Raw genomic sequence first — 14,254 nt, 5'->3', positions numbered from 1 at the left:
ACTCACGCGGCGGCCGCGTCCTCGGCGTCGGCGACCAGCAGCTCGCCGAGCAGGCTCACCGCGAGCGCCCGCGAGCGCAGGATCGCGGTGTGCCCGACCCCGGGCACGCGCACCCGCGTGACGCGCAGCCCGGGGACCTCCAGCCGCGCCGACGCCGGCTCGACCACGCGGTCGAGGTCGGACCAGTACGCGAGCCAGCGCACGCCGTCGGGCGCCTGCGTGCTCGCGAGCAGCGCGAGCTCCGGCGAGCCGGGCCGGATCGCCGCGACCGCGGCGCCGAGGCCGAGCCGCGCCACCCGGGTGCCGCGGTGCGGCGCCGCCACGGTCGCGGCGACGCCGACCGTCGCGTCGAGGCCGAGGCGCTGCACGGCGTAGCGCACCGCGACGCCGCCGAGGCTGTGCCCCACGACGTGCACCCGTGGCGACCCGGCGCGCTCCCGCGCCCGCTCGCAGCGCTCGACCAGGGCCGCGGCGATGCTCGGCACGTCGTGGCGCACCCAGTCGTAGGCCATCGCGTCGCGGTGCACGTAGCCGCCCGCCGCGAGGACGCGCGCCAGCGGCGCGAAGTCGCGCGGATCGCCGCCGTAGCCGTGCAGCAGCACGACCGGGGTGAGCGACACCGGCGTCACCCGAACCCCCGACGGCGGGCAGCAGACCGCGGTGCGGCTCGGCTCCCGCAGCGGCGACGCGAGCAGCCGGACCGAGCCGCGCACCACCGAGCCCGCCACGGCGCCGAGCTCGCGGGCGCGGGCGAGGCGCTCGACGGCGGCGCTCGGCTCGGTCACGTCTCCCCCGGACGGTTGTGGGCGCGCCGCGCACCAGCGGGGTGCGCACGCGGCCTCAGCACGTGCCGCGCAGACGTGCGCGGCTGTTGCCGGTGAACGAGCGCGCGCCGTACCGGCTGATACCGCGTGCGCCGGACGTATCAGCAGCGCCGGCTCGTGCTCACGAGGGGTACGCGCTCGGTGCGACCGAGCGAGAACGAGCGTGACCCAGCAGGACACAGCCAGACCGACGCGGCGCTGAGCAGCCCTCAGCGGCCCCGACCCGGGAGACGAGATGACCACGACGGCCACCACCGCCGCGCAGCCCGACCGAGGCCGCACCAGCGGTCCCGGTCCCGTTGCCCGCACCGTCGGCTCCGTCGCCTCCGTCGCCCCCGATCAGACGCCCGACGGCGCAGCCGCCTGGGGTCCCTCGGCGCACCTCCTCGAGGGCGAGCGCGCCAACATGGCCGCGTTCGCGCTGGTCGTGCCGCGCTGGAACGCGCACGACGTGCCCGGGATCCTCGCGCACTACGACGACGAGATCGTGTGGCACGACGTCGCGGCCGGGCGTCGCTACCGCGGCAAGGCCGAGGTCGGGGCGTACCTGGAGCGGCTCATGGCCGGCCTGCCGGACCTCACGCTCGAGGTCACGCAGCGCCTGCCCCGCGGGCGGTTCGTCGCCGAGGAGTACGTCATCCGCGGCACCCACGCCGGCACCCTCTTCGGGCTCCCGCCGACCGGCCGGCGCCTGGAGATCCGCTGCCTCAGCGTCGTGGAGTTCCGCGACGGGAAGCTGCTCGAGGACCACTTCTCCTTCGACGTCGCGTCCGTCCTGCACCAGGCCGGCCTCCTGCCGCCCCTCACCGTCGCGGACACCGCGCTCGGCGGTGCGGCGCTGCGCCTCGCGGTCGGGGCCACGCGCGCCGCCGACATCGCCCGCCGTTCGTTCGGCGAGCTGCTCGCCCTGCTCGGGACGGCGCACCTGCGCCGCTCCACCCACCCACGCCAGACCACACCCAAGGAGCACCGATGAGCACGTACACCACCCGGGAGCAGGCCGTCGCCGTGTTCTCCCACCTGTTCGAGATCATGCTGCAGGACGAGACCTTCACGTCCACGATGCGCCGCGACGGCCTGTCCGTCCGGTTCGTCCACACCGCACCCGAGTTCGAGATGTACGTCGACCCGGACGGCGTCCGGATCGACGACTCGCCCGCCTCCGCGGCGCTCGCGATCAAGATGTCGTGCGACACCGCGCACGCCCTCTGGTCCGGCCGCCTGCTCATGCCGGTCGCGGTCGCGATGGGCCGGATCCGCATCAAGGGCAGCGTCGCCAAGGTCATCGAGTTCGCCCCGCTGCTGCAGCCGGCGTTCGACCGCTACCCGGCGATCGCCCGCGAGGCCGGTGTCGCGGCCTGAGCCGCGCCGCCGCTGCCGCTGTTCACCACCAGCCCGCACCTCGATCAGCACCTCGATCCCGCATCTCGATCCGCCAGAGCCAGGAGAGCGCCATGACCGCCGTCGACGTCCACGCCTTCGCCGACACCTCACTCGCCGAGCCGACGCTCACCGAGCCGACCTTCACCACGCTGCCCGCGCACGCCGAGGACCTGCGCCAGCTCGTCCGCGAGTTTGCCCAGACCCGACTGCGCCCGGCCGTGCGCCGCCTCGACGAGGCCGACGCCGCGGACTTCGACTGGGAGCTCGTCACCGAGGCCCACCAGCTCGGCCTCACCCGGCTCGTCATCCCCCGCCACCTGGGCGGCCTCGGCTACGGGGAGCTCGGCGTCGCCGTCGCGCTCGAGGAGCTGGCCGCCGTCGACGCGGGCTTCGCGCTCATCTTCGGCGCCACGATGCTCGGCCAGGCGCCGCTGCTGCTCTCGGGCGACGCCGGTGTGCAGGCGCGGTTCCTGCCCCTCTTCGCGGGCGACGACCCCGTGCTCGCGTGCAACGCGATCACCGAGGAGCGCGCCGGCTGCGACCTGCTCATCCCCGAGGCCGCCGAGCACGCGATCGGGGTCACCCGGGCGCGGCGCGAGGGCGACCACTACGTGGTCGACGGCGCGAAGATGTTCATCACCAACGGCAAGGTCGCCCACTACGGCACCGTCTTCGCCAACCTCGAGGGCCACCCCGGCGCGAGCGGGCTGACCTGCTTCGTCATCCCGCTGGACGCCCCGGGCGTCACCCGCGGCGCCGTCGCCGACAAGATGGGCTACCGCGCGTGCCTCGGCACCGAGCTGCAGTTCGACGGCGTGCGCGTGCCCGCCGAGAACATGATCGGCGGCGAGGGCGGCGGCGTCTTCATCAACATCGCGCAGATGAACATGGCCAGGGCCGCCGTCGCGGCCATCGCGACCGGCGTCGCACGCGGCGCCCTCGACCTCGCGATCGCGTGGTGCGACGAGCGCGTCCAGGGCGGCAAGCGCCTGCGCGAGCACCAGTTCACCGCGCGCAAGCTCGCCGAGATGGCCGCGAAGGTCGAGGCCGCGCGCCTGATGTACCTGCGCGCCGCGCACCTCGCGGACACCCGGGTGCCCGCACCCGTCTTCGAGACCGCGACCGCAAAGCTCTTCGCCGACCGCATCGCGATCGAGGTCGCCGAGGAGGGCATGTCCCTCATGGGCGCTCGCGGCTACGTGCGCGACTGGGGCATGGAGAAGTACCTGCGCGAGGCCCTCGGGTCGCGCATCTACGAGGGCACCCCCGAGGTGCTCGCGCTCGCCGTCACCGACGCGATCTACACCGAGGACGACGGCGACTTCTGAGTCGGGCGTGCGGCTCACGTCCGCCGTCGCCCGCCTCGAGCCCGCCACTGCCGCCGCAGCGCACCACCGCAGCCGCCACCGCCGGCCGACCAGACACCCAGTCCGACCACCACACGGAGACCGCCATGTGCCACCCGACTCTCGCCGCGACCGACCCGTCCGCCGCTGCCGACGTGCCCCGCGGCGGGCTCGGCGTCGACCGCGCGGACGCGATGCTCGCCGTCGGCGCCACCGAGCGCTTCACGCGTGACATCATCGGGCTGCACGGCTCGCTCAGCTGCCGGCGGCTGCTGGACCACGTGCCGCCCGACGCGCTGGACCACCTCGCGGTGCGCGGCGACGGGCTGACCACGCTGGCGATCCGCACGCGGGACCTCCCGCACCGCTACGCGCTGGCGATGCAGGGCTTCCGGCTCGCGCAGTACCTCCAGCTCGGCTGGGCGTGCGGCGACGTGGTGCGCTCGTCGGGCTGGTTCTGCGAGCCGGTCTCCGCGCTCGGCCCGAACGACGTGCACGTGCTCACGCTCGACGGCGCCACGGGCCGGATCCTCGGCTACGTCTGCCTGGCCTCCTCACGGGACGAGGCCCCGCGCCCGCTCCTCGACCCCGCACGGGCGCCCTTCCCGGTGGAGACCGCGCACGGGCTCAACGTGTTCGAGAAGGTGGCGCCGCTGCCCGGCACGACGAGCCACGAGGTCCGCGAGCTCAAGCGGTTCGTCCGCGCCCGCACCGTGACCGACAAGGCGCAGCGACTGCGGATCACCCTCGAGCTGCTCCTTGGGGTGGCGCAGGCCGTGCTCGCGAGCGACCCGCCCGTCCGCACGCTCGTGGGCGACGTCGAGGAGAAGGTCGCGCTGCGCCACCTGCTGCTCGCCGGGCTCGAGGTGCAGCTCGTGGAGCACACCACGCCCGTCCTGCCCGGCACCGACCTCATGCACCTGGCCTACACCGCGCGCGGTGAGGTGAAGCCGTTCGTCTCGCACCTGCCCTCCCGCGCCGACCTGCAGCTGCGCGCGGACCTGCTCACGCAGACCCTCGCCTCGCCCGACCTGTTCGCCGCCACCACCGGGCTCGGCGAGCACCTGCACGGCGCGACCAACCGCGTCGCCGCCTGACCCGCCCCGGACCAGCACCACCTGACCCGCCCCTGACCAGCACCGGAGCAGAACCCATGACCACCGCGTCCGCGCCCCCCACCGCACGGCCCTCGGCCGAGAGCCGCCCGTCCCCCGCCCCCCGTCGCGGGCACGACGGCGAGCACCGCCTCTCCCCCAGCGCCGACTACGTGGAGCTCACCCGCCGCAACCGCGGGTTCGTCCCGGCGCGCACGCAGCGGCGGCTGGCCGAGGCGGTCGTCCTGGTCGCGGGCTGCGGCTCGACCGGCGGCGCCGTGATCGAGCCGCTCGCCCGGCTCGGCGTGCAGCACCTCGTGCTCGCCGACAACGGCAGCTACGAGCTCAACAACCTCAACCGCCAGCACGCCGTCCGCGGCGACCTCGGCCGGAACAAGGCCGTGGTCGGGGCCGAGCGGGTCCTCGCGATCAACCCGGCGGCCGCCGTCGCCGTCCACGAGCGCGGCATCACCCGCACCGGCGTGACCGCGCTGGTGCAGGGGTGCGACATCGTGATCGACGGCGTCGACGTCACCGAGCGCGCGGGCTGGCTCGCCAAGTACGCGCTGCACGAGGCGGCCGCGCGCCTGGGTCGTCCGGTCGTCTCGGGCTACGACATGGCCGGTACGCAGTACGTCCGCGTCTACGACTATGCGCCCGGCGACGCCCCGTTCGACGGCCGGCTCACCCGCGCCCAGGTGCAGCACGAGCCCACCTGGACGCTGCTGCGCCGGATCGTCCCGCTGCGCACGGTGCCCGTCGAGATGTTCGTGAGCGCGCGCGCCTCGCTCGCCGACCCCGACGCGCCGCTGTCCCAGCTCGTCTACACCTCGTTGCTGTTCGGGGCGCTCGCCTCGCGCATCGTCGTCGACCTGCTCGCCGGCGAGCGCGTGCGGCGGCACACCGTCATCGACGCGCACCACGCGGTCCGCACCGCGGGCCGGCGGATGTCGGCCCAGTGGGGCCGACCGGTGCAGGCGCTGCTCGCGCTGCGCGACCTCGCGCGGTCCCAGCGATCCGTGCCACCACCCGCCCCGGCGTCGCCACCCGCTCCCCTCGCCCGCGCAGCGCAGGCCGCGCCATCGACTACGGGAGCCGCGCGATGAGGCTGCACGCGATCGCGGTGGCCGCCCGCCGGTGGCGCTGGGTGGGGGTGGTCGCCTGGGTGGCGCTGCTCGCCGTCGCCGGCCTGCTCGCCTCCGGACTGCCGGCGCGACTGAGCGGCGGCGGCTGGGCGGTGCCGGACTCGGCGTCGCAGCGCGTGGAGGAGGCCGTGGCGCAGGGCTTCCTGGGACGAGGACCCACGTCGCTCACGCTCGTCGTGCACGACACCGCGCACACCGCCACCGACGCCGCGTTCGAGACGCGCGTCGCCGAGGCGTTCGACGCCGTCATGACCGACCCGGTGCTGCAGGCCACGAGCGCGTACGGCTGGTCGACGCTGTCGCCCGAGGCGCGCGGAGCGTTCCTCGGCGAGGACGGCCGGACGGTGGTGAACGCCGTCGCGCTCGCGCTGCCCGACGGCGAGGCGCGCCAGCTGCTCACGGGCGTCCAGCACCACCTCACCGAACGGTTCGCGCCGGACGCGCTCGAGGTCTCGCTGGTGGGCGCCGCGCCGTTCTGGGGCGAGGTCAACCACCTCAGCGAGACGAGCCTGTTCCGCGCCGAGCTCATCGCGCTGCCGCTCATCGTGCTCGTCGTGGTGCTGCTCTTCGGCGGCGCGCTCGCCGCCCTGGCCGCACTCGCCGTCGGGGTCACGGCGATCCTGCTCACGTTCGCGGTGCTCTCGCTGATCGCGGGACAGGTGGAGCTGTCGGTCTTCGTGCAGAACGCCGCGACGATGCTGGGGCTCGGCGTCGGCATCGACTACTCCCTCTTCCTCATCACCCGGTTCCGTGAGGAGCTGGCCGCCGGGCGCGACCAGGATGAGGCGCTCGCGACCACGCTGCGCACCTCCGGTGAGACCGTGCTGTTCTCCGGGATCACGGTGGTCGCGGCGATGTGCACGCTCGTGCTCGTCCCGCTCGGCGTCATCCGGTCGATCGCGCTCGGGGCCGTCCTCGTGGTCGCGTCCGCGGTGCTCGTGAGCCTCCTGCTGCTGCCGATGCTGCTCGCGCTGCTCGGTCCGCGGCTGCAGCGCAGCATGCGTGCCGGGCGCTCGAGCCACCCACGCGCCGGGTCGCGGCGGTGGGACGCCTTCGCGCGCACGGTGATGCGCCGCCCGGTGGCGTTCCTCGCCGGGGCGGTGGCGCTGCTGCTCGCCCTCGCCGTCCCCGCCGCCGGGATGAGCACCTTCACCCCGGACGCCCGGATCATCCCGACGTCCTCACCGGTGCGCGCCGGGTTCGACCTCGTGGCGAACGAGTTCGGCCCGGGTGCGACGGCACCGATCCGGGTGGTGGTCACGGCCACGACCCCGCTGTCCGACGGCGCCGCCACGCCCGCCGTGCTCGCCCTCGCCGAGGACCTGCGTGCGCTCGACGGCGTGGCCGGCCTGGACTCCGCGCTCGACGTGCTCACGCTCGTGTCGCCGGGCGACCCGCTCGCGGCGACCGCGCCCGACGTGCGCGAGGCACTGCCGGGCGACGTGCGCCAGACCGTGGACCACTTCGTGGCCGCGGACGACCTGCGGCTCGTGCTCGACGTCGTGCCGGAGGCCACCGCCGCGGACCCCGCGACGCAGGAGCTGCTCGCGCAGGTGCGCGATGCTGCGACGCAGGCCGTCGCGGGGTCGGGGACGGGGGCCGGAGTCGCGACGCTCTCGATCGACGTGGGCGGCGAGACCGCGCAGGGCGTGGACAGCAACGAGGTCATCGCCGACACGCTGCCCACCGTGGTCCTCGCGATGCTCGCCGTGATCTTCGTGCTCCTGCTCGTGACGTTCCGCTCGGTGCTGCTGCCGCTCAAGGCGATCGCGGTGAACCTGCTGTCGGTGGGCGCCACGTACGGCGTGCTCGTGCTCGTCTTCCAGGACGGGATCGGGGCGTCGCTCTTCGGGTTCGAGTCCTCCGACTACATCCAGAACTTCGTGCCGGTGCTGCTGCTCACGCTGCTGTTCAGCCTCAGCACCGACTACGAGGTGTTCCTGCTCAACCGGGTCCGGGAGGACTACGTGCGCACGGGCGACGACGTGGGTTCCGTGGCACGCGGGCTCGCCCTGACCGCGCCGCTCATCTCGGGCGCCGCGCTGCTCATGGTGGTGGTGTTCGGGGCGTTCGCGTTCGCGGGCATCCTGCCGATCCAACAGCTCGGGTTCGGGCTCGCGATCGGGATCGCGCTGGACGCGACGGTGGTGCGGCTCGTGGTGGTGCCGGCATCGATGCGGCTCCTCGGGCGGTGGAACTGGTGGCTGCCCGGGCGCGGGGTGCCGGGGCGGACGTCGGCGGCCGGTGCCGCTGCGGGCACCGGTGAGGAGTCGCGCGCACTCAGCTGAGGCCGATCGCGACCCCGAGCGCGCCGAGCACCACGCCGACGAGCGCGACGTCGCGCACCCCGAGCGACGTCGGCCGCCAGATCGTGCGCGGCCCGTCGGCGAGCCCGCGGGACTCCAGCGCGAACGCGACCCGCTCACCGGCCCGGATCGACGTCACGAGCAGCGCGAACGCGCACCGGGCGTACTCGCGCGGGCCGAACCGCGGGCGGCCGTCGCGGCGCAGCGGCGCCCGGACCGCGTGGGCCCGCCGGATCGTCGTCCACTGCTCCGGCAGCGTCTGCAGCATCCGGTGCCCGGCGAGCAGCGCGAACGCCACCCGCGGCGGCACCCGCGCGTGCTCGACGAGGCTCGTGAGCAGCCGCTGCGGCGGCGTGGTGGCGGCGAACACCACCGCCGTCGTGCCGATCACGAGTGTGCGCAGCGCGAGCATCGCGCCGATCCGGACGCCCTCGGCCGTCACCCGCACCGGCAGGTCGGGCCAGAGCAGCGTGCCGGGGCGCGCGAGCGCGTTGACGAGCAGCGTGCCGACGCCGAACGCGAGGAACGGGACCATCGCCCGCGCCAGGTCGCGCGGCGGGACACGGCCCGCGAGCACGACGGCGAGCAGCAGCGCCGCACAGAGCGCCGCCAGCACCGCGGGGTCGGTGAGGAACAGGACCCCAGCCGAGCACAGCGTGAGCACCGCGAGCTTGACCGCCGGGTTGCAGGCGCCGAGGAAGGACGCGCTCACGGCGCGGGTCATCGCGCGGCCTCCGGGAGCGGCGCGGGCACCGCGGCGTCGAGCGAGCGCAGCGCATGCCGCACCACCGCGTCGCCGTGCCTCGCCAGGTGCCCGAGCCACGGCGTGGCCCGCATGCCGACGGCGGCGAGCAGATCGGGTCGCTGCAGAAGCGCCGCGGGCGTGGTCTCGGCCAGCACGCCGCCGTCGGCGATCAGCACCACCCGATCGGCCCACGCGGCGACCTGGCGCAGGTCGTGCGACGTGAACGCGACGGCGCGACGCTCGCCGTCGGCCGCCTCCCGCAGTGCCCGCAGCGCTCGGTGCGCGCCGTCCCGGTCCAGGCCAAAGGTCGGCTCGTCGGCGAGCAGCACGGGGCGATCGTGAGCGCGCATGGCCGCGAGCGAGAGCCGACGCTGCTGCCCGCCCGACAGCGTCCACGGCGAGCGGTCCGCCCACGGCTCGAGGTCGAGCTCGCGCAGCCGCGCCCGAACGACCGCCTCGCGCCGCGCCGCGGGCAGCCCGAACCCGATCTCGGCCGTGACCGTGTGCGCGGCGAACTGGTGCTCGGGGTGCTGGAACACCAGCCCCGCACGCGGCCCCGCGACCCGCCCCGCCGCCGGCGGCACGAGCCCGGCGAGCACGGCCAGCAGCGTCGACTTTCCGGCGCCGTTCGCGCCGAGCAGCGCGACGACCTCGCCGGCCCGCAGGTCCAGGTCGACGTCCCGCAGCAGGGCGCGGCCGCCGACGTCGACGCCGAGCCCGCGCGCGGTGAGCACCGCGGCGGGCGATGCGTCCGCGCACGGGGCGAGCGACGCCGTCGGGCACGGTGGGGCGGGTTCGGCGTCGGTCGCACGCAGCGCGTCGAGGGTGCGGCGCGCCAGCGTGGCGACGTCGAGACCGAGCACGTCGAGCTCCACCTCGACCGGAAGCCAGCAGCCCTGCGCGAGGAGCGCCGCGCCGTGCCGGGCGAGGACCTGCGCCGTGGGGCCGTCGCCGAGCACCCGGCCGCCGCGGTCGAGAGCGATCGTGCGCGGCGGGAGCGCCGCCAGGCCGTCCTCGCCCGCGTACTCCGCGAGACGGTGCTCGACGAGCAGCACCGTCGCGCGACCCGCCACGCGCCCGACGGCGGCGCGCACCGCCGCGACGCCCGGCGCGTCCAGCATCGCGGTGGGCTCGTCCAGGAGCAGCACGTCGGGCCGGGCGACGGTCGCGGCCGCGAGCGCGAGCCGCTGCAGCTCCCCGCCGGACAGGCCCTGCGTGCCGCGCCCGGCGTACGCCCCGAGCTCGACGCCCGCGAGTGCCGCCGCCACGCGCGGGCCGATGTCCGCGCGCGGCACGGCCCTGTTCTCCAGGGGCAGCGCGACCTCGTCGAGGACGTCGGGCAGGCAGACCCCGCTCGTCGGGTCCTGCGCCACGACCCCGACGTGCGCGGCGGTGACGACCACGCCCGCCACGACCGGGTCGAGGCCGCAGACCCGCGCCTCGCCGGCGACCCGCGCGCCGACCGTCTGCGGGATCGCGCCCGCGAGCGTGCGCAGCAGCGTGGACTTGCCGGAGCCGGACGGCCCGAGCAGCAGCACCGCCTCCCCGGGGGCGAGCGACGCGGTCAGCGGACCGACGCCGTCGCCCCCGGGGAGCACGATCTCGAGGTCGCGAGCCTCGATCGCCGGCTCAGCGCTCACGCCGTACCAGGTCGGGGTCACCGGCGCCGCCGCCCCGCGCCGTCGAGCCTGCTGACGCGGCAGACCGCGACGCGGCCGCGATCGGGAAGCTCGCGAGCACCCCGGTGCGCAGCAGTGCGTCCACGATGACCTTGGCGACCAGGCCGCCGAGCAGCACGCCGGACAGCACCTGGATCCCGAACCGCAGGAGCAGCAGGTCCTGGCCGTACCAGCCGAACCGGAACGCCGACCAGAAGAACACGAGACTCGCGCCCAGCAGCCCCGAGACCGCGAACCGCACCCAGCCGAACGAGCGGTACCGCCCGAGCGCGAACGGCAGCTCGCTGCCCAGGCCCTGGAGGAGGCCGGCGAGCAGGAGCAGCGGGCCGACCGGACTGCCGAGGAACACGACCTCGATCACCGCGGCCAGCAGCTCGGCGAGGATCCCCACGCCCGGGCGGCGCAGGATCGCGACGGCGAGCGGGGCCACCAGCAGCCAGCCGCCGAACAGGACGTGCTGCGCGAGGTCTCCGGCCGGCCCCATCGCGATCGACAGCGCGGTCCACGCCTGCACGAGCACCCAGTAGAGGAACCCGAACACCACGCCGAGCACCACGAGGAGCACGAGGTCGCGCATCGCCAGCGGGCGACGGCGAGCGGCGCCTCGGGCCGTCGGCGCACCATCCGGGCGGGTCGGGCGGGGCGATCCGCCGGCCGCGCTCATGCTGCGTCCCCGGCGCGCGCCGACGTGGGCGCGATCGAGGGCTCGCCGTCGCGCGCGGCGTGGCTCGGGCTGTTGATCGACACCGTGAGGTGGCTCGTCACGTGCTGCACGGTGCGGCCCGCGAGCAGCCAGCCGGCGAACGCCGTGGCGAGGACGTCGGCGAGGTCGCCCTCGAGGCGGGTGACGAAGTGCTCGCTGCCGCGGAACGTGCCGAGGTCGCGGGCGTGGGCGATGGCGGCCTCGATGTCGCGCATGTGGTCCGGCTGCTGATCCGACGCAGCGGCCGCGCCGGCGGCTGGGCCGACGCCGCCACCGGCACCGACGCCGTCGGCGAGCGGGTAGAGCGCCCACTCCGCGGCGGCCCAGGCGCCGGTGCGGTCGGTCGTCGGGGGCGCCACGACGCGCGGGCCGGCGCCGCCCGGCAGCGCGCAGACGACCTCGCCCGGGCAGCCGCGGGACAGGTGGACGACGAGCGTGACGTGATGACCGGTCGCCGCCAGCGTGGCACCCAGGTCGGTGACGTAGCGCAGCAGGTCGTCCTCGGCGCCGCCGACGTAGGTGGAGACGTCGCCCGTGACGACGACGAGGTCACCGGTCGGGGTCGCCGCGAGCGCGCGGGTGAGGACGTCGACGTGGTCCGCGGCCATGACGGCGGCCGTGATCCGGGCGCCGACGCCGAACGTGAGGGGGTCGGCCGTCGGGCTTGGGGCGGCGTCGGGATGCCGCACGGCGGCGGGATCGTCGAGCTGCGAGGCGGTGGCGAGCGAGGTCTGGCTCATGCGTACCCTCTCGGGACCAGCACGGGCTCAGACGACGTTCGCCTGGCGGAGCTCCCTGCGCCGGCATGATCCGGATCAGGTTCAACGGTCGGAGTTGGAGTACTCCCTCTCAGCCCGGCTCACCGGACTCCCGTGCTGGCTCGAGGCTAGCGGGTGGCGGCGGCCGATGTGCGACCCGCCCTACGCTCGTCCGCATGACGAGCACCCCGCGCTGGCTCGCCGTCGCGCGCGCGTCCGGTCTCCTCGCGCCCGACGGCGCCGTCCGTCCCACGATCTTCGCGGAGATGTCCGCCCTGGCCACGGCCACCGGCTCGGCCAACCTCGGCCAGGGCTTCCCGGACACCGACGGCCCCGAGTGGGTGCGCGAGGCCGCGGTCGAGGCGCTGCGCACCGGCGCGAACCAGTACCCGCCGGGGCCCGGCATCCCGGCGCTGCGCCGTGCGGTCGCCGCGCACCAGCGCCGGCACTACGGGCTGGCTCTCGATCCCGACTCCGACATCCTCGTGACCGCGGGCGGCACCGAGGCGATCGCCGCCGCTGTGCTCGCCCTCGCCGGACCGGGCGACGAGGTGCTCACGCTCGAGCCGTACTACGACTCCTACGCCGCGACGATCGCGATGGCCGGCGCGACCCACACCACCGCCCCCCTACGCCCGACCCCCGAGGGCTGGCGCCTCGACGTCGAGGCGTTCGCGTCGGCCGTGACGCCGCGCACGCGCGTGGTCCTCCTCAACACCCCGCACAACCCGACCGGAACAGTCCTCACCCGGGCCGAGCTCGCCGTCGTCGCCGCGCACGCCGCGCGGGTGGACGCGGTCGTGGTCACCGACGAGGTGTACGAGCACCTCACGTTCGACGGTGCGACGCACGTCCCGTTCGCGACGCTGCCCGGGATGCGCGAGCGCACCCTGACGATCTCCTCGGTCGGCAAGTCGTTCTCCCTGACGGGCTGGAAGGTCGGCTGGATCAGCGGGCCGGCGGAGCTGGTCACGGCCGTGCGCACCGTCAAGCAGTTCCTCACCTACGTGAGCGCCGCGCCGCTGCAGCCGGCGGTCGCCCGCGCGCTCGAGGAGGGCGACGCCGACGTCGCCGCGCTCGCGGCCTCGCTCGCCGAGCGCCGCGACGCCCTGGTGAGCGGGCTGCGCGAGGCGGGGTTCGCCGTCGTGGTCCCGCAGGGGACGTACTTCGTCTGCGCGGACGCCGCGCCCTTCCTCTCGCCCACCGTGCCCGACGGCGACGCTCTCGCCCGCGCGCTGCCGCACCTCGTGGGCGTGGCGTGCGTGCCGCTCACCGCCTTCTGCCGGGCGGGATCGGCGACGGCGCGGGCGCTGTCCTCGTGGCTGCGGTTCACGTTCGTGAAGGACGAGGCGACGCTCGATGTCGCGCTGGCGCGGCTCGCGGGGCTGCGGGGGGCGCTCGCAGCGGCCGATCCGGTCGATCGGGTCGATCGGGTCGATCCGGCCGGCTCGGGCGGATCGGTCGGCGGCGGCGATGGGGGTGGCGCGACGTAGGGTCGGCGGCATGTGCGGGAGGTACGCGGCCGTCCGGGCGGCCGACGAGCTGGCGGCGGAGTTCGACGTCGACGTGGTGAGCGAGGACGCCGCGGACCGCGCGGCGTCCTGGAACGTCGCGCCCACCGATGGCGCGCGGGTCGTGCTCGACCGCCCACGCCTCGTGGGCAGCGAGGACGCACGCGAGTCCGCTGCGGACGGTGCCGGCACGGGGGTGCTCCGCGAGCTGCACCTGGCGCGCTGGGGACTGCTGCCCGCGTGGTCGTCGGGACCGGGCGCCAAGGGCGCCCCGATGTTCAACGCCCGCCTGGAGACCGTGGCGGACAAGCCCGCGTTCGCCAAGTCGCTCGTCACGCGACGCTGCCTCGTGCCGGCGGACGGGTACTACGAGTGGCGCAAGAACCCCGAGGGCTCGGGGCTGCCCGCGAAGACCCCGTTCTACATTCACCCGGCCGACGGCTCCTCGCTCGCCTTCGCGGGCCTGTACGCGTGGTGGCGCGACCCCACGCGCGAGGAGGACGATCCGGCGCGGTGGCTGCTGTCGACGACGATCGTCACCCAGGCGGCGCGGGACGGCCTCGAGGCGATCCACGACCGTGAGCCCGTCGCGCTCCCGCACGCGCGCGTCGACGAGTGGCTCGACCCCGCGATGACCGACGCCGACGCCGCGCTGGCGATCCTCGCCGGTCCTCCGCCCGAGCTCGTCTGGCACGAGGTCTCCGCGCGCGTGGGCTCCGTGCGCAACGACGACGCCGGTCTGATCGAGCCCGTCTAGGTC

13 protein-coding genes and 1 riboswitch are annotated in these 14,254 nt (G+C 75.5%); of the genes, 8 read left to right on the top strand and 5 right to left on the bottom strand.

Going from position 1 to position 14,254, the window contains the following annotated elements:
• Nucleotides 1–2: 2 nt before the first annotated feature.
• Nucleotides 3–785 (bottom strand): esterase/lipase family protein, encoded by a 783-nt coding sequence (locus AC3AQ1_RS13485; RefSeq protein WP_108719403.1) that lies wholly within the window; start codon nt 783–785, stop codon nt 3–5.
• Between the two features lie 274 nt (nt 786–1,059).
• Between AC3AQ1_RS13485 and AC3AQ1_RS13480 the strand changes: the two genes are divergently transcribed.
• The 6 genes from AC3AQ1_RS13480 to AC3AQ1_RS13455 all read left to right on the top strand — a co-directional run bounded on the left by AC3AQ1_RS13480 (nt 1,060) and on the right by AC3AQ1_RS13455 (nt 8,080).
• Nucleotides 1,060–1,800 carry an ester cyclase gene (locus tag AC3AQ1_RS13480; RefSeq protein ID WP_159096553.1) on the top strand — a complete coding sequence of 247 codons (741 nt, stop codon included), beginning with the start codon at nt 1,060–1,062 and terminating at the stop codon, nt 1,798–1,800.
• Complete coding sequence (locus AC3AQ1_RS13475) at nt 1,797–2,186, top strand: hypothetical protein (protein WP_108719400.1); 390 nt, start codon at nt 1,797–1,799, stop codon at nt 2,184–2,186. Before AC3AQ1_RS13480 ends, AC3AQ1_RS13475 begins: the two co-directional genes overlap by 4 nt.
• Before the next feature lie 92 nt (nt 2,187–2,278).
• The gene (locus AC3AQ1_RS13470) at nt 2,279–3,535 is read left to right on the top strand and encodes an acyl-CoA dehydrogenase family protein (RefSeq protein ID WP_108719399.1); all 1,257 of its coding nucleotides are present in this window, start codon (nt 2,279–2,281) and stop codon (nt 3,533–3,535) included.
• 125 nt (nt 3,536–3,660) lie between these two features.
• Nucleotides 3,661–4,650 (top strand): hypothetical protein, encoded by a 990-nt coding sequence (locus tag AC3AQ1_RS13465; RefSeq protein ID WP_108719398.1) that lies wholly within the window; start codon nt 3,661–3,663, stop codon nt 4,648–4,650.
• Between the two features lie 56 nt (nt 4,651–4,706).
• Complete coding sequence (locus AC3AQ1_RS13460; protein ID WP_108719397.1) at nt 4,707–5,753, top strand: HesA/MoeB/ThiF family protein; 1,047 nt, start codon at nt 4,707–4,709, stop codon at nt 5,751–5,753.
• Entirely contained in the window at nt 5,750–8,080 is a 2,331-nt protein-coding gene (locus tag AC3AQ1_RS13455) for an MMPL family transporter (RefSeq protein ID WP_108719396.1), read from the top strand. The genes AC3AQ1_RS13460 and AC3AQ1_RS13455 overlap by 4 nt, the downstream gene beginning before the upstream one ends.
• Here the strand turns inward: AC3AQ1_RS13455 and AC3AQ1_RS13450 are convergent.
• The 4 genes from AC3AQ1_RS13450 to AC3AQ1_RS13435 form a co-directional block, all read right to left on the bottom strand.
• Complete coding sequence (locus AC3AQ1_RS13450; RefSeq protein WP_108719395.1) at nt 8,073–8,822, bottom strand: energy-coupling factor transporter transmembrane component T family protein; 750 nt, start codon at nt 8,820–8,822, stop codon at nt 8,073–8,075. The genes AC3AQ1_RS13455 and AC3AQ1_RS13450 overlap by 8 nt on opposite strands.
• A complete protein-coding gene (locus tag AC3AQ1_RS13445; protein WP_108719394.1) occupies nt 8,819–10,504 on the bottom strand; it encodes an ABC transporter ATP-binding protein in 1,686 nt (561 codons plus the stop codon). The genes AC3AQ1_RS13450 and AC3AQ1_RS13445 overlap by 4 nt, the downstream gene beginning before the upstream one ends.
• Nucleotides 10,473–11,099, bottom strand: coding sequence for an ECF transporter S component (locus tag AC3AQ1_RS13440; RefSeq protein WP_234417519.1), 627 nt, complete (start codon nt 11,097–11,099; stop codon nt 10,473–10,475). Before AC3AQ1_RS13440 ends, AC3AQ1_RS13445 begins: the two co-directional genes overlap by 32 nt.
• A gap of 83 nt (nt 11,100–11,182) precedes the next feature.
• Nucleotides 11,183–11,965 (bottom strand): YkoF family thiamine/hydroxymethylpyrimidine-binding protein, encoded by a 783-nt coding sequence (locus AC3AQ1_RS13435; protein WP_108719392.1) that lies wholly within the window; start codon nt 11,963–11,965, stop codon nt 11,183–11,185.
• 35 nt (nt 11,966–12,000) lie between these two features.
• A riboswitch (TPP riboswitch) is annotated at nt 12,001–12,109 on the bottom strand.
• Between the two features lie 50 nt (nt 12,110–12,159).
• On the opposite strand from AC3AQ1_RS13435, the gene AC3AQ1_RS13430 reads away from it, so the two are divergent.
• Nucleotides 12,160–13,476, top strand: a complete 1,317-nt coding sequence (locus tag AC3AQ1_RS13430; RefSeq protein WP_108719391.1) for an aminotransferase class I/II-fold pyridoxal phosphate-dependent enzyme — start codon at nt 12,160–12,162, stop codon at nt 13,474–13,476.
• A 10-nt stretch (nt 13,477–13,486) separates the two neighbouring features.
• On the top strand, nt 13,487–14,251 hold the full coding sequence (locus tag AC3AQ1_RS13425) for an SOS response-associated peptidase (RefSeq protein ID WP_108719390.1): 765 nt from the start codon (nt 13,487–13,489) through the stop codon (nt 14,249–14,251).
• Nucleotides 14,252–14,254: the final 3 nt, after the last annotated feature.

Source organism: Miniimonas sp. S16 (assembly GCF_057748195.1).
This window is presented reverse-complemented; position numbering and strand designations above follow the sequence as displayed.